The organism is Paenibacillus sp. EB106-06-01-XG199, from assembly GCF_058791575.1.
Map to the genome: position 1 here is coordinate 738,761 of NZ_JBYTDQ010000003.1, position 15,667 is coordinate 754,427.

Consider the following 15,667-nt stretch of genomic DNA (forward strand, 5'->3'; position numbering starts at 1 on the left):
CAAATTGTCGCTGTCATGCACTTAGCAGTTAAAGAGATTGTGAATGTTTATTGGTTACTGGTTTAGAAACAGCAATGCTTTCTCTTTATCAAGTATCAACGCTTTAATTGTAACGCCCTTTATATTTTTGGATACCTCCATTTTAGTAATCTGTCCCCCCTTAATTGAGAAATCATCTATAGGGGAAACAAATATTTTCTCTTTATGAAGTGCTTTCACAATAAGCGACTTATTCTTTTCAAAGCTGCGAGGATGTTTTCTGTCCATACCTTTGTTTGTATCTAATTTCCGAAATACTCCATTATAGATATAAAGAAGATTAGCGTTGTCATCATCAATCCATCCAATGTCAATTTCCTTATTAAAGCCGATAGTTTTTTTAGTGCTGTGTAAATCTAAAGAATTCACTACAACTAGACTCATTAAATTTTGTACAAAATCCGAAGGCAAGCCTTGTTTGCGTTCAATTCCAATCTCTTCATTTGGGGCGTCATTTGAAAAAGAAATAAAGCTTTGCAGAGCTGAACGCATAAGTTCTTTGCTCTCATCTTCCTGAATTAAGCCTTTTTTAACGCCGAACGCCACAAAATGCTGCCAACCAACCAAAAGCAAAGAAAAATAATGGAGCATATTTACATCAAAATCAACAACTTTACTCTCTAGCAGTTTATAGTTTTCATCGTACATTTTTTTAAATAATTTTGTGATCTTATTTTTAGTACTTCCTTTTGAACTAAAGGCCATAGCATAATGTGTGACAAAATACTCGATTGTAGTTTGAAATGATTCTATTTCACTATAATAATCTTCATTTGATGGTGTGGTAGCTGATATTTCAGACAGATTGATATTAAGTACAAAATCTTGTTCAACAGCCTCCTCATTTAAAATTAAGTACATTGTTTCTATTTCAGTCTGATGAAGAATTTTCTTAATCCCTGAAATTTTACGCTGATGGTTTGTATTCACAATGAAAGTACCGTCCCTTAGAGTTAAAGCTTTATTCTTTAATTCCTCATCAGAAGAACTGAGATTGGAGTGATATCTTTCATTTAAACTACTCATATTTCGCTTTCGGCTATAAAGATTACAGAAAATATTAGCTAATTGAATACGGTATTTTGTACTTATACCGCCATGTAGACATAAGATGAACTTTGGAAAAGCAGGTGTATGATAATTAATTAGGCTTGTAAATAAAGAAAGTAAGGTAAATGAAAACAATGGAATTGAGATTCTTTTATCAAACCGATTAATTAAAGATAACGTCTTATCAAAAGCTACTTTAGGTGTATCAGTTACTGGTCCAACTGTAAAAAATGAAGAATACAACTTTTTGGTATCAAAAACTAAGTTAGTATCTTTAACAATAGCCAGCGGAGTATAGTGCCAAGATTCAGGCCCTCTTATCCAGCCAAGATTTTCATTTTCCATAATTACCAATCCTGATTTTTTCAAGGACTTTGTTAAAGTGAATAGTACTGCTATGTAGACATCATAGTGAGAAATAAAATCAGAATTTTTAAATACTCTTTTAAAAAAATTTAAATTCAACCAATCTTTACTCTTTAAAGTCTTATTACTAATATCGAAACTCGTGAAATCATATTTTCTTTTCTTGATCTGTTTTACCGCCCCTAATCGTAAACCGTAATCAATCTCTTGGTCACCTTTTTTATTAACCAAAACAGCTATAGGAAAAAGAAAAAACTCACATATTGAATCCTCTGCTGACTTGTTCATGTTCTCTATTTTGTACGATTCAGTAACGATTATTTCTGATTTAATTTTCCGGAGTTTGTCATTAACTTGGATTCGTCGTTCTTTAAGATCATCAATATCTTCCTTTGACAATTCTATGCTTTCGAGTTTATTAACAATGGCTAGACTTTCAGGAAAAATCATAATTTTCATCACCCATAAAATAGATTTGTATTTACCGAATAACAATAATTTATAGCAGCTAATATTATGAATATAATAACGTAATACAGACTACTTCTGCTAGGAATCGAATGCAAATGTAATTCTGTAACTATGTAATTCTGTAATTTTTCTTGTTTATGAGTTTCAAACCAAAGGACGAGGTGTCAAACGCATCTTGTCTTTTTCTGCTTGATGGTAAGAGAATAAGAATTAATTATTCTGCAAACAGAAGTTTAATTAAATAAATGCTAAGTACATGTAATCAAATAGCAGAAGTATCACAGACAGGGACAAACACGCCCCTGTCTTTTTCATATCCAAAAAAATATTGGAGGTCGAAACACACATGAAAGGCAGCTTACGTAAACGCAATCAATACTGGTATATTATTGTCGAAACTAAAGACGAATCCGGGAAGCGAAAGCAGAAATGGATTAATACCAAGTGCGAGAAGAAATCAGATGCAGAGAAATTTCTGCGAGAAACACTCACGAAGATGGACAACAACAGTTTTGTCCTTCCACAGCGAAAACTCAAATTCACCGACTTCATGATGGACTGGCTTAATAACGTTATTAAAAGTGAGGTTGAGGAAACGACCTGGGAAGGTTATGAGATGATTGTAACAAAGCACATCATCCCTTACTTCAAGAGTAAAAATGATATTCTGCTCCAAGAATTACAACCCATGCATCTGCAAAAATATTACGAGACAAAGCATCAAGACGATCCAACGACAGGCGTAAAAGGCTTATCCGCTAAAACGCTACGAAGACACCATGCCAATATCAGGAGTGCATTGAAATTCGGAGTGCGAATGAACTTGATTCCGTTTAATCCCGCTGATCGAATCGTTCTTCCAAAGCAGGAGAAGTTTGATGCCAGTTACTACACTGTCGAACAGCTCGAAAAGTTATTTGAGGTTTGTTTGGGTACACCGATAGAATCGGCAGTGTATCTCGCGGCTCATTATGGGCTTCGGCGTTCAGAGGTACTTGGGCTAAAGTGGGATTGCATCAATTTCGAAGAAAAGACAATCTCGATTAAAGAGGTTCGAGTGAAGTACGGCAAAGAGGTCGTTGTAAAGAAACCTAAAAGTGAGAGCAGCCAGCGCATTCTGCCTTTGATGGAAAAACTCGAAGATTACTTATTACATCTAAAGAAACAGCGGAAGAAAAACAAGCTGCTGTACGGCAAAGATTACATTGATAGCGGTCTTGTATGCTGCTGGCCTGACGGCAGTCCTATGAAGACGGAATACCTGAATCACAAATTCAAAGCCATACTTGCAAAGAACGGATTGCCGCATATCAGATTCCATGATCTCAGGCACTCGACAGCCAGCTACTTGATTAAAAATGGCGTAAGTCTGAAAGAGATTCAGGTCTGGCTGGGACATTCAACCATCAGCATTACAGCCAATACTTATACGCACATCGACATGGAGACGAAAAAGGATACCGCACAAAAGATCAACGATATCTTTTCTAAGAAATCAAAGGGGGCCGCTCAATGAAGCATATCGCTTGGGGAGCATTAGATGATGCGGCAATCCAGTCTGCGCTGCTGGGTATTGCCATACTCCACGTAAAGCTTGCATTGGAGCATAGCAACAAGAATACTTTACCTTGTCGTAAAGAAGTCATTAGAGCAGAAATCCTGCGACTGAGAATGGAGCGTGACAGAATTCTCGAACGCAAAGCATGAGCTAGAACTATTCATCGTAAAGTCGGTTCAAGCATCATTCTCAGCGTATCGGAAACCTCGAATCCACAAGAAAAAGAGGCGCCGTTAGCAAAATGTTAGCAAACCACCTTAAAAACAAACAAGGGTTCCAGCTCTAGTGAGCTGAAACCCTTGTTGTTGTAGTGCCGAGGACGGGGGTCGAACCCGTACGGTACTCACGTACCGCAGGATTTTAAGTCCTGTGCGTCTGCCTGTTCCGCCACCCCGGCATGAAATGTGCGTTGTAACGCGACAAGAAATATAATATCACGTATCCAGCAAACACGCAATCAAAATCCCAAACATTTTTTTTGCAAAAAAACATCCCGGCCGGAGCCGGGACGGATCAAGATCAAGCGGGCGGGCACTAGCGGCGCTCGCGTTCACCGCTTCTGCTGCGCATACCGGCCAGCCCAAGTAGTCCTACGAGTCCTAACCAACCCCAGTTCGAGCCGTTGTCGTCATTGTTTGTGGCTGCTGTAGTGGTGCCGGTGGCCCGGTATTTAGTGCCGCGCGAGGCATCTGGATATTGTGTCATAGTGCCATTTGTTCCTGTACGGATCTTATCGTTCATGATCGAATCGTTGTTGTTTGTCGTTCCTGTAGTCCGGTTTAACAGGTTATTATCTTGCTGGTTAAGCATTGGGCCTCCGGTTCTGGTCCCCATGTCGCCCATGGTGTTGCCTGTTCTGTTCTCAGTCCTCATTCCATTCATTCCCGTATCAGGAACTGCCGTGCCCATTCCGCCCGTACCCGCAGCATTGGCTGCGTTACCGGCTCCAAGCAAACTCATCGATAATACTGTACCGCATGCAAGGCTTGTGATCAGCTTCTTCAAGTTGTTATGCCCCCTTCATGGTTTGTCGCTGATAATTTCCCCACAAGGTGCGGCATCTATTCATACAAGTTATTCCTTAACGAGGTTGACGGTCTTGCTTGCGGCATCATAAGTTACCTTGGCGCCAAGCGCTTCGGCAACCGCCCGCACAGGCGCATACGTTGTCCCGTTTTCTACAAGTCCGGTTGTGAGCTTACGCCCGTTCAGCATGATGGAGATCCCTTGTTCCTCTGCCGGTTCGTTTCCGTTGATCTTAGCCAAAGCCTCTTGCACCTGTTGTTCAGTCGGACGTTTTCCGGCCTGTAGCTGAGCGGTTGTAAGTCCGAAGGTCATCTGCAGATGAGGATAGTCTTTAAAGGAAGTCCAATCGCCGCCCCATTCAAACCCCAGCTGTTTAGCTAACGCAGCCACTTCCTGCCAATCTGCGGCCTTATCGCTGTCTCCGTCCCGGTTCATATCCCAGGACACGTTGTTGCCATCCGGCAGCAGCAGCGCAAAATCAATGGCCAATCCGTAATTATGATAACTGCTGCCTCCCCGGGCATTCGTAACAATTGGTCCCTTCTTGGTTCTGCCCTGCGCATAAAGCGCATTCTGCTCTGCAATTGTGCGCATCCCCTGAGTAATGATGATGGGAACACCCTTGGCATAGCTCTGCTGGATCAGCTCACCCGCAGCAGCTTGCAGCACGGGATGAAGCTTGCCCAGCGATCCGGCAGATTTACTCTTAACCTGATCCAATGTCAGCATATAATCACCCCCTGGTATAGTAAATGCCTTCTCATGCTTCATTGCTTGTATACCTGTCTTGATCAAGCTCCCCGGTGGATGATTTCTGCAGGAAAAGGCTAAAATAACAATGAAGGGTGGGATAACACAATGGAGATTCACAGCGATAGCTACAAGGTGGCTGCACTTGCCGATCAGGAAGATGCCGTGGAGGTGATCCGCCAGGCAGAAGCAGCAATTGCCCAAATCACAGGCAACAAAGCTGTTACCCTGATCGCTTATGAGAAGACGGAGGCAACCGGCGTAAATTGAAATGATATACCGGGATAAGCAGTTCATATCAGATGTGGAAAATAATAGATTCAAATGGTAAAATTCATTTGTGAAACTCTTCACAGGAAGATTATTGCCATGACCTTACAGGGCACTTCCAAGAGGAGTGCCTTTTGTATTTTGCTTACCTAAACTGGGCTTGGGGGGCAGATGTGAACATCACTATTCATAATGTAGAACAAGTGTACCGGAATAACAGCCATGCACTGTATCCGGTTCATTTGGAGCTTCACGAAGGGGTTTACGGTTTGCTGGGACCAAACGGAGCGGGCAAGTCCACCTTGATGAATATTCTGACCATGGCCAAAAAGCCGACAAGCGGAACTGTCTACTGCAACGGTGTGGATATCAACACAATCCAAAACGAGTATAAAAGCAAGATCGGCTATTTACCGCAAACCTTTGGACTGTTCCCGGCCTTGTCAGGCCGAGAGTTTCTGATGTATGTTGCCGCTCTAAAAGGATTATCCAAGAGGCATGCAGCGGGCAGAATACAAGAACTGTTAAGTGCGCTTAACTTAAAGGGTCGGTGACCAGCATATCGCCAGCTACTCCGGCGGGATGAGGCAGCGGATCGGCATTGCCCAGGCTTTGCTTAACAATCCCAAGTTCCTGCTGCTGGATGAACCCTCGGTGGGACTCGATCCCGACGAACGGGTAAATTTGAAGAATCTCATTACCAAGGCCGCGCAAGAAGCAACCGTGATCTACTCCACCCATATTGTGTCCGATATTGAAGCACTGGCTGGAAGCATTATTATTATGAAGCAAGGCAGAATTCTGGCGGCTGGAGCCGTGAACCAATTAACAGAACCTGTAGAAGGCCTGATATGGAAGATGAACGTGGATTACAGCGGGCTTGCTACCCTTCAAGACAAATACATATGCAGCAGCAGCAATAGATCAAGCGACGGAATTGAGGTCCGTGTCCTTTCGTCAACACCGCCAAGCGCCTGGGCCGAGCCGGTCTATCCCACCCTTGAGGATGTCTACCTCTATCTCATCCACCAGGATGAGATCAAAGGGGAATCACCAGCATGACAAGAACCGCCTCAGCCTTAAATCTCCTGTCTGTATCTCTGGTCCTGGTGAAAGAACGCATACGAAGAGCAAGCTTCCTGTGGACAATCGTCGTGTTTGCGTGTTGTACTTATTATTACTTTCCGGCAAGTGATACTACCGGCAGCCTAACCACCGTTATTAAAAACAGTCTCCTTGACGGGCACTACAGAGGAACCTATAACTCCGTATGGATGGGTCTGCTGGTGGTGTTGTTTTTTAACTGTCTGCTGCTATTCGGGGGCATCTTCCTGATCCGAAACTCCATCGGAAGAGATGTTACACTGCAACTGGAGATGTACTATACTACCTCTCCCCTAAATGTGCATCAATATGCGGAATCCAAACGTTTGGCAAATTTCCTCTACCTTGCGCTGGTTGCTCTGGTTGTTGAAGTCATGGCTCTGATCATGCAGCTCAGCAGGGGGGAAAGCTATGCGATTGAGCCTCTTTCCTATTTAATGCCTTTTGTACTGCTGATTTTACCCTTTATCTATGTATTATCCAGCGTGACGGTTTGCATGGAGCTACTCCCCCCGCTGCGCAGAAATCTCGGCAATCTGCTGTTGTTTATCCTGTCCTACGCCTATCTCTCTATAGTCTTCACCGGTGCGAACAAAACAGAGATCAACCCGTACTTCGATGTTACTGGTCTGCAGTTTATCGTTAAGAATGTATTCAGCCAGTTCAGGCAGTACTTTGCGCTGACCCGTCCAAATGATCCTTCCGTTTCCTTTTTGAGACGATCGGCGATTATAACAATACTTTTCAGATGTACACCATGACTTGGGAGTTCAAATTTGTAATCAGCAGGCTCGTTATTGTGCTGGTTGCGTTTATATTTATGCATCTGCTCGTTGCCTTAACAAGCTATGAAAGGATCTTCGGAACCTCCCGTCCCCGGGTCAAACCGGCAAAAGCCAAACGCAGCTCAGCCCGGAAACTGGCGAAATCTCTAGTACCGGTGAATCCAGCCTATACGGCCCCGGCTCCAGCACCTTTTAAGGCCCAATTCATCAGCATCATCCCTTACGAGCTGAGGATTGCCTTCAGGGGATCTGAAAAGCTAATGCTGCTGGTGCTCCCTCTGCTTGCTGCCCAGTATTTCCCGTCCTCAGACAGCTTGCATGCGATAGGATTACGGCTGGCCTCCCTAATACCTCTGTTTATTCTGTCAAGCAGCGGATTTCACAAGCAAGAGGCCTATATTTACGCCACTGTAGCCTATAAGAACAAATACTATTTCAGTAAAATAATCATGTACATGCTGCTGCTTGCCTTATTTTTCTCCGGGACCTTATTCAATTTATTCGTACACGCTCAGTACGCCGGTATACTTTCGCTCATTGTGGGAATTACTTTTGTACAAAAAAATATAATCCGCATGCTTTCCGGCAACGGAGCATCAAACGATGTATACCTCCAAAATATCGTCCACGTTGACCCATTTCCATTCTTCCGCCCACTGCAGCTTGAATTCGCGCGAGTGGGTGTGAATGGAGGTCACAAAGCCGCTCAGCAGCTTGCGCTCAAAAGGATCAAACAGCACAACCGTCACACGGACATGCGCCCGCAGCGACAGAGCCAGCGTACACTCGATCTCTTCCAGCTTCTGTTCATCCAGAATCGGCTTAATCGTGCGCAACGTTTCCCGTTCATCTCTTATAATCCGGCTCTTATGCTCCGGCAGCATCATCCGGCTGCTCTCCCATAGGCCATTGCCTTTCAGCTTCTTGCCGAGTGTCATTGCCATTCCCCTTCCCGATAGTTAATACTAAACTTATGTTCCGTATAACACGAACGTATGTTTGTATTATATCCGGAGTCCCGCTTTTTAATCAACCAGAAATAAATGACAGAGGGAATTGCCTGTTTTCCAGAAAATAGGTGTATAATATTATATATTATGAATGGAAAGGAGAACTTCATTTGAAAAAGGATGCTTCTTGGCTTCTTATCATCTCTTCTTTATTACTAGTGATGATTCCTGTTGCTAACAGCAATACACTGTCAGATTGGACCAAAGGAATATCGGTTGGAATGTCCCTTGGCCTCATGCTCGTAACGTTAATGCTTGCCTACATAAACCACAAGGGAATTTCGTTTAGTCAATCCCGCTTCGGTAAATGGAAAAACCGGTTGCTCCGTTCCAAATAACGAACAAAAAGGCGCACACAGCCTGCAGCTGTGAAGCGCCTTTTACCATTCTGTGTAAGGATGGACCTCAACTTTAATTGTGGGTATTCCTTATTTGCCGCCGGTAACGGTGGATGTCCCGGAATTTGTGCTATCCTCTGTCGTCGGAGCCAGCTTTACGTCCGTACTGCCCTCTGCTGTACCAGACTCCGCATCCGCAGTCCCCGCAGCTTCTGTACCGATCTCGTCCTCGATCAGCCCTACAGCAGCCCTTGCTTCGTTCAGCTTGGAAATGCCATACAGCATCGCCACATCCGCCTGCTGGTTCATTGCATTGAACTCATCGGCCGTAACGTCGGGAGAAACGGCGCTTTTCGAGGCTTGCTCTTTAATGGAGTACGCACTTTTAAAAGCGATTATTGATTCATTCAGCAGCGTTTGGACCTCTTTAGGCAGGCTTTTGGAAATTTTCACATCCCCCACCTCATCGGCAATTTCCGATGTCGTATCCTGGAATTGATCGACCGCTTTCTCCAGCTCCTTGTCCGAAGCTTTTCCTGTCGAATAAGAGGTTAAAGTAGTGTTGAAATTATCCAGGGAAGACTTGCCCTTTTCATCGAATTGTGACATCTTATCGTAGAAGTTTTGTACGGTCTCCTGCGCTTCTTCTTCTGATGCAGGGGCTGAACTATTATTGCTGCAGGCGCTGAGGATAACCACCACCATAAGTAATCCTGTCAGTAAAGCTTTTCTCATTTTTGAATCCCTCCACTTAACAGAATAATAGCGACTTTTGCAAAGTGCAAATGAAAATATTGTAAAATGCGCCCGAATGAATCATTTTCCTAAAATTAAGCGTATTCATGGGTAAAAGATCTCCGGCCGTGACCGGAAATCTAATGGTATACTATAATCATTTCATCCGGAATAAGAGAGGAAGATCCCTTATGGCTTATTGCACAGCCTGCGGCGCGGAAAACAAGCATGGCGCCAAATTTTGCGGAAAATGCGGAGCACCTGTCGATGGAACGGTTCCAGCGGCACCGCACCAAACGTCAGCTAAAGGAATGTCCGGCTCAGGTCCGGAAGTCAAGCTGTGGGAGGGCAAACCCGCCGGCATTTCCGACCGCTTCAAAGGCCTTATACGCCTTAACACAACTACTTACACGATCACCAGTCAGCGGATTATGGTCAAGACCGGACTTATCGGCAAGGATCTCGAAGAAGTTGAACTGCTGCGGGTAAATGATTTCTCAGTAGCCCAGTCCATTCCGGAACGTCTGCTTGGAATCGGAACGCTTACTGTATTCTCCGATGACCCTTCATCACCACAGCTTTTGTTCCGGAAAATCCGCAAGGTGCAGTCTGTGAAGGATGTACTGCGAGGCGCTGTCCGCAACGAGAAAATTGCCAACAACATCAGCTACCGCGAGCAAATCTAAGTTTTCACAGCAGCCCGTTACGGAAGATACAACGCTCCGGCCGGAATAACATCTTTAGGCTGGCTGGAGCTTTCCCACATCAACACCGCCTTCGCATCGCCCTGGTTCTCATAATACTCCACCTTCAGCTCATACAGCTTGCCGGCAATCAGGCCGATGCTGCCCTTGCGCTCCTGCCCGCTCTGCTTCATCCAGCTGTCAATCACCAGCACGCCGTCAATCCACACCCGGATGCCGTCGTCCGAGGAAGTGTAAATCGTATAACCCTCGCTGTAATCCGCCTTTAGCCTGCCGCTCCAGCGCACTGAGAATAAATTGGCCGGAACCGCCGGATCGGGAGCACCCTGCTTCCAGATGAAATTAATATTGGGATCGGTGTGGACCAGCGCCGGAGTACCGCTAAGTGACGCATTATTGTAATACTCTCCCCTAAGTCCTGGCAATGAATTTGCCGGAGGCACCGAAACTGGTACCGCAGCCTTGACGGTATACTCTGACCGCGTGATTACAAAGCTGTCCTTCATAAAAGCCTTAATGACCGCATCACTGTTATTCTCGTACAGCAATTTGCCCCAGGTCATCTGGTACGACCATTTATTCTGCGAACCTGCCAGCAGGGCCGGGGACGGCATCTGTCCGTTCTCCCCAATGGCTATCAGCTTGCCCCGCCCCAGATCCCACAGCGTATCGTAGTGACTCTTTTTGAAATCCCCCTCATAAATATCCAGCGCCAGCACATCCACTTTTCCCGCACCGGGATAATAACCCGCAGGCTCGTCACACCACTGATTTTTGGCATTCGGACTCCACACCCAGAGCAGATTATGCAGCTTATGGTAAACCGTGTACCGCTCGAACATAAGGTTCCAAAGCTCGGTAAAGCGGCGTTTTTGCCCCCACCAGAACCATCCGCCGTTCATCTCATGGTACGGTCTCCACAACACGGGCACACCGGCATCCCTCAGTTTTTTTAAAGAAAGGGCCGTCTTGTCCAGATCCTTCATTAACGCATTGTATTGAGCGGTGCCGGGAGTGAGGTATTTGGCAAAATCAACTTCGCTAAGGCTCATAGAGACATTGGACCAGGCCGGAGCGGTACCCGGTAAATGGGCATGGTAGCTCATCGTCACAATTCCGCCCGCCTTATGCCAGCGCACCGCACTGTCCACCACCGCCTGACGCTGGCTCTCTATAACTTTCTCTGTCTGATTGTTGATCGCACCCAGCTCATAGCCGTGGAGTGCGGCATATTGTCCGCAGGTATTCTTCAGCTTGTTGCTGAATTCATCCGGACTCTCCAGATAATCATGCTGCCCGCTGAGGATTGCCTTGCCTTGCAGCGAATATAACGTATTCAGCACCTTCAAGGCCGGAAGCACCAGTTTGGTGTCCGCCGGAGTTCTAAGCAGACTGCTGAATGCTGCCTGCCACTGGGCATCATTCACCAGCCTTGAAGCCGAATCGAGCATATCCCGGAGTATACGCTGTTCCATCCTTGTTCACCTTCCCTTGGTTTTATACCATGTTATGACAAGGTTTGGGACAAAGTGGCGGCGGATAGACAACAAACGGCCAAAATTATCGGTTCCACAAAGAAACGGCTCCGCACTCCTTTTCCAGGGACGGAGCCATTTATGCGGAAAGATCAGGACGAAATAAAGTATGATACTTTATTAGGAGTTCCGCCAATTGACGCGGCAGCAGTCAGATTGGTGTACTGCCTTTCATGTAGCCATACACGTGGTGCAGTCAAATGCACTTTTACCTCTTATTTCAACAAATTTACCATGTACAGCGGATTCAATTGCATATTTACCTCTCATTGCACCATATAACCCGCATGCGGCGAATTCAAATGCACTTTTACTTCTCATTTCACCATATAGCCGCATGCTGCATCTGCTAGCAAAAAAGAGCCCGAAGGCTCTTTGGTTTGTATCTCCGGCCTGGGCTAATCCTCCCATTGCATGGCCTGCTAATCTCATTGACTCTAGACGTATGTATAATACCGGAACGGCTGCCTCTTACCTTGCATACCGCAAAGGCAACAAATCAATTACATCGACCTTGGTCAGATTGTCATCCTCGATTAGAATGACCTTGCAATCCTTGCCATAGTCAGCGATCAGCTCCCGGCACATGCCGCAAGGTGAGACAACCTTGATCTCTCTGTCCTCGCTGTCCGGGTCCGGGTGCCTCACCGCAACGATGGTATCGAACTCCTTGTACCCCTCGGAAATTGCCTTGCCGATCACCATCGCTTCCGCGCACACAGTAACCCGGGAGAGGCTGGCCTCGAGGTGAACCGCCGTGAAGATCTCTCCTGTCTTGGTGCGCAGGGCCGCACCGACATGATGCCGCTCCCACTCATACCGTTTCTTGATAATCTCCACCGCAGAGGCGATAAGCGTTTGGTCTTCAATTGAAATCTCTTTTCCCATCTCCCTGTCCCCCCTTTATTTTCCTAACTTAGTATACTAAAGGACACTGAATTTACGCTATACTAATTAAGCTATGCTTCCGATGCCAGTTTTGTACGAACCTGAATCATGAAGCTATGCTCACAAAACTTTTAGGAGGAGCAGATGTGAAAAAGAAGAAATTCATCTCCAGTCTTATCATCATTGCACTGTTGGTCCTGGCGGCTTACTGGTTTGAAGATAATGGCCAGAACGTCACGACGCCTTCTTCGGAAGACTCCGAGGTAGTCCAGCTCGAATTCCCGGCGGATCGTTACCCGGAGACAGCCGGACATATCCAGGAGGCAATCAGCAGCGGGGAATCGGCGATCTGCACCATCAACCGGGGGGAAGCCGAAGCAAACCGCAAGGAATCCTTAAAAGGGGTTCCGACCAAAAAAGGCTACGACCGTGATGAATGGCCGATGGCCATGTGTGACGAAGGCGGTGCCGGAGCCGACATTGAATACATAACGCCAAGCGATAACCGCGGGGCAGGAAGCTGGGTAGGCAATCAGCTGGAGGATTTTGCTGACGGAACTAAGGTAGAATTCATGTTCAAATAACAAAAAAACGGATACCGTCCTCCCGGAGGGTATCCGTTTCTTGTGTACGTAGCGCTACGCAGATTGCCTCAGTCATCCTTCCAGTGGCCGCTGATTGAAGTATGCGCTCCAGGCCCGGGAGTTTCCCAGGCCACCAAAATAACCGCCGATTCTATAGGCTGTGGCGGCTGCCATTGGATATGACCCTCCAGCACCAGCTCGCGAAATCCGGAATAGATTCCCGCCGGTGTCCGCCCGCTGAGCCTTGCAAGCTCAGGCAGTGTTGGCATCCTCCGGAAGTGGTTGCTGAAATGGTACATGATCCTCAGCAGCTTGCGCGCTGTATCATCCAGCATAACGGGCCTTTGCCTGGCGCCAGGCAAGGATGTTTGCTGTCCGGAATACCCTTGGACCGCCCGTGGTCAGACAAGTGGCCCGAAGCAGCCCGGCTTTAATCCCATGAACCTCAACTCTGCGCTGGGTGATGTTCCCCGACTTGTCCTCATATATGATCTCAATTACCTGCCCGATCAGCTTCTCCAATTCTTTTGCACTCATGTAAACCGCCTCCTTAAGAAATCCCAGGAATATTTGTATGTATTATATGCGAACAAATGTTCTTTATGCAATCTTCCGTGAATTAGGCGTAATATAAAGTGGGATAATATTCCACGCGCGGAGAGCCAAGGTGTTCTATATTTGTTATCGGGGAAAAAGGCTTTACGGGCCCATGTCTGAGGAAGAAGCCTTCAAGGAATGGTTTGCACTTGCAGGCACGGTAAAAGAACTCTATATCATTGAAGTCGACGAAACCACGGGAAGAATCAAACGTCAGATTGGACCCACAGCCCGTAAAAAAAAGAAATAGCCCCATCTGGCATATGCCTGACGGGGCAACATTCGATTGAGTCTAATTTAGAATATACAGGCTTTTGTAATAATTACCAGAAGAATGAAGAGAACCAGAATGGAGTTTGTCGATGTCCATGGACTTACTACCGGCATAACTACCGGTGGACCTTGGTTTACTCCACCAACGTTATTACCGCAACCATAATCTATACCCATTATTTAAATTCCTCCTCGTGAATATTGAATATAGCACAGAATATGACAAAGGCTGATGTACCGTATAGGCCAAACGGCAAAGAAATGTCATTCACCTAAAGTATCGGCCTGTCATTGTCGATATACAGTAAGTAAATTCAAAGCTGTGAAGCTTCAAAAAACTTAGCGTATGCTTTCGATGTGAGTTTTGTACGAAGAACTTTCAGGAAGCATTGCTCACAAAACTTAGCGCATGCTTCCGAAGCGAGTTTTTTGTGACGCAGCATCTAAGTAGTAAAGCTTCAAAAAACTTTCAGGAGGTGGAACATGGACATTGCTGCATTATCAATGGCGATGAGTCAGACGTCCCTATACCAGGCTTCAGGGCTGCAAGTCATGAATATTGCCACAAAAACGACTGAGATCCAAAGCCAGAATCTGGTCCAAATGCTCCAGCAGAGCCCACACCCCAATTTGGGAAAAACACTTGATATTGTAGTTTGATTGATTTATGATTACATATATAAGAACATGAGTTCCGGTTATCCTTGAGCCCTTTCGGGCTTTTCTTTTGGCCAATAATACGAACATACGATCCTATATCGAGGTGATTCCCATGCAATCCTACTATCAAATGACCGCCCTGGAGAAATGGACTGAAGATTTATATCAGCGGTTGAACGTGCAACAGCCGTCGCAAATCTCCATTGAGTACATATCGGAGCGGCTGAATATCTGGATTCATTATCTGGATGTAAGAAGCAAGAGCATTGAAGCCTCTGCAGGCATGTACAGCATGTTTATTGACAGCCGCCTTCCTCCCGAGCTGCAGCGTCTCGAGTTCCTCCATGAGCTCTGCCATTTGCTTCGCCATGCCGGTAACCACACGCTGATGCCCGAACAGTTCACACAGGCACAGGAGGATGAATCCGAGCGTTTTATCCTTTATGCGGCGATGCCCTACTCCATGATTTCTGCCAGAATGTTGCCTGAACTCCGTGAAGATGCCGTCCAATATATCGCTTCAACCTTTCAGGTTCCTGCTGAGCTGGCCATGCAGCGGATTGACCAGATTCAGAGACGAGTGTTCCAGGGGCAATTGATGGCCGTGATGGAAAGGAACGAAGACAGAAATTTAATCCACCGACATATTCGGTAAACGCTGCGGGGATAATAGCTATGCATAATGAAATGCAGAGACCTTATGTATAGTGTGAATTTACCCGTAAGGGGGAGCGAGATGGACGCCATTCAAGTCATCCAGTTATTAATGACCCATCCGGATTACAGCGTGGATGCCGTGCATCCTGATATCCCGGATTTTGTTGGCATTGAGACCATTGAGGTCGATCATGAAACCCAGACCTTCTCCATTCTGCTGCAAGAACCGAAGGAAGAAGATTAGGAGAACCCATGGACAAAAAAGTG

At 45.9% G+C, this 15,667-nt stretch carries 23 protein-coding genes and 1 tRNA gene; 13 read left to right on the top strand and 11 right to left on the bottom strand.

Going from position 1 to position 15,667, the window contains the following annotated elements; translation table 11 throughout:
* Positions 1-54: 54 nt before the first annotated feature.
* On the bottom strand, positions 55-1,905 hold the full coding sequence (locus AC3WT9_RS14045) for a hypothetical protein (RefSeq protein WP_492407683.1): 1,851 nt from the start codon (positions 1,903-1,905) through the stop codon (positions 55-57).
* A gap of 367 nt (positions 1,906-2,272) precedes the next feature.
* On the opposite strand from AC3WT9_RS14045, the gene AC3WT9_RS14050 reads away from it, so the two are divergent.
* Entirely contained in the window at positions 2,273-3,442 is a 1,170-nt protein-coding gene (locus tag AC3WT9_RS14050) for a site-specific integrase (RefSeq protein ID WP_492407684.1), read from the top strand.
* Positions 3,439-3,633, top strand: a complete 195-nt coding sequence (locus AC3WT9_RS14055; RefSeq protein ID WP_492407685.1) for a hypothetical protein — start codon at positions 3,439-3,441, stop codon at positions 3,631-3,633. The genes AC3WT9_RS14050 and AC3WT9_RS14055 overlap by 4 nt, the downstream gene beginning before the upstream one ends.
* A gap of 162 nt (positions 3,634-3,795) precedes the next feature.
* On the opposite strand, the gene AC3WT9_RS14060 is transcribed toward AC3WT9_RS14055, so the two are convergent.
* From AC3WT9_RS14060 to AC3WT9_RS14070, 3 genes are all read right to left on the bottom strand, one after another.
* Positions 3,796-3,881, bottom strand: a tRNA-Leu gene (locus tag AC3WT9_RS14060).
* 137 nt (positions 3,882-4,018) lie between these two features.
* Positions 4,019-4,489, bottom strand: a complete 471-nt coding sequence (locus AC3WT9_RS14065) for a WGxxGxxG family protein (RefSeq protein ID WP_341095352.1) — start codon at positions 4,487-4,489, stop codon at positions 4,019-4,021.
* A gap of 69 nt (positions 4,490-4,558) precedes the next feature.
* Positions 4,559-5,239 carry a M15 family metallopeptidase gene (locus tag AC3WT9_RS14070; RefSeq protein ID WP_341095354.1) on the bottom strand — a complete coding sequence of 227 codons (681 nt, stop codon included), beginning with the start codon at positions 5,237-5,239 and terminating at the stop codon, positions 4,559-4,561.
* A gap of 129 nt (positions 5,240-5,368) precedes the next feature.
* Between AC3WT9_RS14070 and AC3WT9_RS14075 the strand changes: the two genes are divergently transcribed.
* The 4 genes from AC3WT9_RS14075 to AC3WT9_RS14090 all read left to right on the top strand — a co-directional run bounded on the left by AC3WT9_RS14075 (position 5,369) and on the right by AC3WT9_RS14090 (position 7,395).
* Positions 5,369-5,530 (top strand): hypothetical protein, encoded by a 162-nt coding sequence (locus tag AC3WT9_RS14075; protein WP_197073616.1) that lies wholly within the window; start codon positions 5,369-5,371, stop codon positions 5,528-5,530.
* Positions 5,531-5,703: 173 nt separating this feature from the next.
* The gene (locus AC3WT9_RS14080) at positions 5,704-6,084 is read left to right on the top strand and encodes an ATP-binding cassette domain-containing protein (protein WP_341379506.1); all 381 of its coding nucleotides are present in this window, start codon (positions 5,704-5,706) and stop codon (positions 6,082-6,084) included.
* A gap of 7 nt (positions 6,085-6,091) precedes the next feature.
* Positions 6,092-6,592, top strand: a complete 501-nt coding sequence (locus AC3WT9_RS14085) for an ATP-binding cassette domain-containing protein (protein WP_341380405.1) — start codon at positions 6,092-6,094, stop codon at positions 6,590-6,592.
* On the top strand, positions 6,589-7,395 hold the full coding sequence (locus AC3WT9_RS14090; RefSeq protein ID WP_341095359.1) for a hypothetical protein: 807 nt from the start codon (positions 6,589-6,591) through the stop codon (positions 7,393-7,395). Before AC3WT9_RS14085 ends, AC3WT9_RS14090 begins: the two co-directional genes overlap by 4 nt.
* Before the next feature lie 620 nt (positions 7,396-8,015).
* Here the strand turns inward: AC3WT9_RS14090 and AC3WT9_RS14095 are convergent.
* On the bottom strand, positions 8,016-8,357 hold the full coding sequence (locus AC3WT9_RS14095) for a YolD-like family protein (RefSeq protein WP_038595306.1): 342 nt from the start codon (positions 8,355-8,357) through the stop codon (positions 8,016-8,018).
* Positions 8,358-8,539: 182 nt separating this feature from the next.
* On the opposite strand from AC3WT9_RS14095, the gene AC3WT9_RS14100 reads away from it, so the two are divergent.
* Positions 8,540-8,767, top strand: coding sequence for a hypothetical protein (locus tag AC3WT9_RS14100; RefSeq protein ID WP_341095362.1), 228 nt, complete (start codon positions 8,540-8,542; stop codon positions 8,765-8,767).
* Between the two features lie 90 nt (positions 8,768-8,857).
* On the opposite strand, the gene AC3WT9_RS14105 is transcribed toward AC3WT9_RS14100, so the two are convergent.
* Positions 8,858-9,502 carry a peptidylprolyl isomerase gene (locus AC3WT9_RS14105; protein ID WP_341095364.1) on the bottom strand — a complete coding sequence of 215 codons (645 nt, stop codon included), beginning with the start codon at positions 9,500-9,502 and terminating at the stop codon, positions 8,858-8,860.
* 191 nt (positions 9,503-9,693) lie between these two features.
* On the opposite strand from AC3WT9_RS14105, the gene AC3WT9_RS14110 reads away from it, so the two are divergent.
* Positions 9,694-10,188 (top strand): PH domain-containing protein, encoded by a 495-nt coding sequence (locus AC3WT9_RS14110; protein WP_341379507.1) that lies wholly within the window; start codon positions 9,694-9,696, stop codon positions 10,186-10,188.
* 17 nt (positions 10,189-10,205) lie between these two features.
* On the opposite strand, the gene AC3WT9_RS14115 is transcribed toward AC3WT9_RS14110, so the two are convergent.
* Positions 10,206-11,681, bottom strand: coding sequence for a glycosyl hydrolase (locus AC3WT9_RS14115; RefSeq protein ID WP_341379508.1), 1,476 nt, complete (start codon positions 11,679-11,681; stop codon positions 10,206-10,208).
* 531 nt (positions 11,682-12,212) lie between these two features.
* On the bottom strand, positions 12,213-12,629 hold the full coding sequence (locus AC3WT9_RS14120; protein ID WP_341095370.1) for a cytidine deaminase: 417 nt from the start codon (positions 12,627-12,629) through the stop codon (positions 12,213-12,215).
* 146 nt (positions 12,630-12,775) lie between these two features.
* On the opposite strand from AC3WT9_RS14120, the gene AC3WT9_RS14125 reads away from it, so the two are divergent.
* Positions 12,776-13,213, top strand: coding sequence for a NucA/NucB deoxyribonuclease domain-containing protein (locus AC3WT9_RS14125; protein WP_341095372.1), 438 nt, complete (start codon positions 12,776-12,778; stop codon positions 13,211-13,213).
* A 68-nt stretch (positions 13,214-13,281) separates the two neighbouring features.
* Here the strand turns inward: AC3WT9_RS14125 and AC3WT9_RS14130 are convergent, their stop codons facing one another.
* Together AC3WT9_RS14130 and AC3WT9_RS14135 are read right to left on the bottom strand one after the other, a co-directional pair.
* Positions 13,282-13,548, bottom strand: coding sequence for a hypothetical protein (locus tag AC3WT9_RS14130; protein WP_341095374.1), 267 nt, complete (start codon positions 13,546-13,548; stop codon positions 13,282-13,284).
* Positions 13,538-13,750 (bottom strand): hypothetical protein, encoded by a 213-nt coding sequence (locus AC3WT9_RS14135; RefSeq protein ID WP_341095375.1) that lies wholly within the window; start codon positions 13,748-13,750, stop codon positions 13,538-13,540. Before AC3WT9_RS14135 ends, AC3WT9_RS14130 begins: the two co-directional genes overlap by 11 nt.
* A gap of 172 nt (positions 13,751-13,922) precedes the next feature.
* Here AC3WT9_RS14135 and AC3WT9_RS14140 point away from each other — a divergent pair, with 172 nt between their 5' ends.
* Positions 13,923-14,060 (top strand): hypothetical protein, encoded by a 138-nt coding sequence (locus AC3WT9_RS14140; protein ID WP_156130945.1) that lies wholly within the window; start codon positions 13,923-13,925, stop codon positions 14,058-14,060.
* A gap of 47 nt (positions 14,061-14,107) precedes the next feature.
* Here the strand turns inward: AC3WT9_RS14140 and AC3WT9_RS14145 are convergent, their stop codons facing one another.
* A complete protein-coding gene (locus AC3WT9_RS14145; RefSeq protein WP_445744989.1) occupies positions 14,108-14,260 on the bottom strand; it encodes a YjcZ family sporulation protein in 153 nt (50 codons plus the stop codon).
* A gap of 306 nt (positions 14,261-14,566) precedes the next feature.
* On the opposite strand from AC3WT9_RS14145, the gene AC3WT9_RS14150 reads away from it, so the two are divergent.
* From AC3WT9_RS14150 to AC3WT9_RS14160, 3 genes are all read left to right on the top strand, one after another.
* A complete protein-coding gene (locus AC3WT9_RS14150; RefSeq protein ID WP_341095377.1) occupies positions 14,567-14,743 on the top strand; it encodes a YjfB family protein in 177 nt (58 codons plus the stop codon).
* Between the two features lie 112 nt (positions 14,744-14,855).
* Positions 14,856-15,398, top strand: coding sequence for an ImmA/IrrE family metallo-endopeptidase (locus AC3WT9_RS14155; protein WP_038595315.1), 543 nt, complete (start codon positions 14,856-14,858; stop codon positions 15,396-15,398).
* A gap of 81 nt (positions 15,399-15,479) precedes the next feature.
* A complete protein-coding gene (locus AC3WT9_RS14160) occupies positions 15,480-15,644 on the top strand; it encodes a hypothetical protein (protein ID WP_156130946.1) in 165 nt (54 codons plus the stop codon).
* Positions 15,645-15,667: the final 23 nt, after the last annotated feature.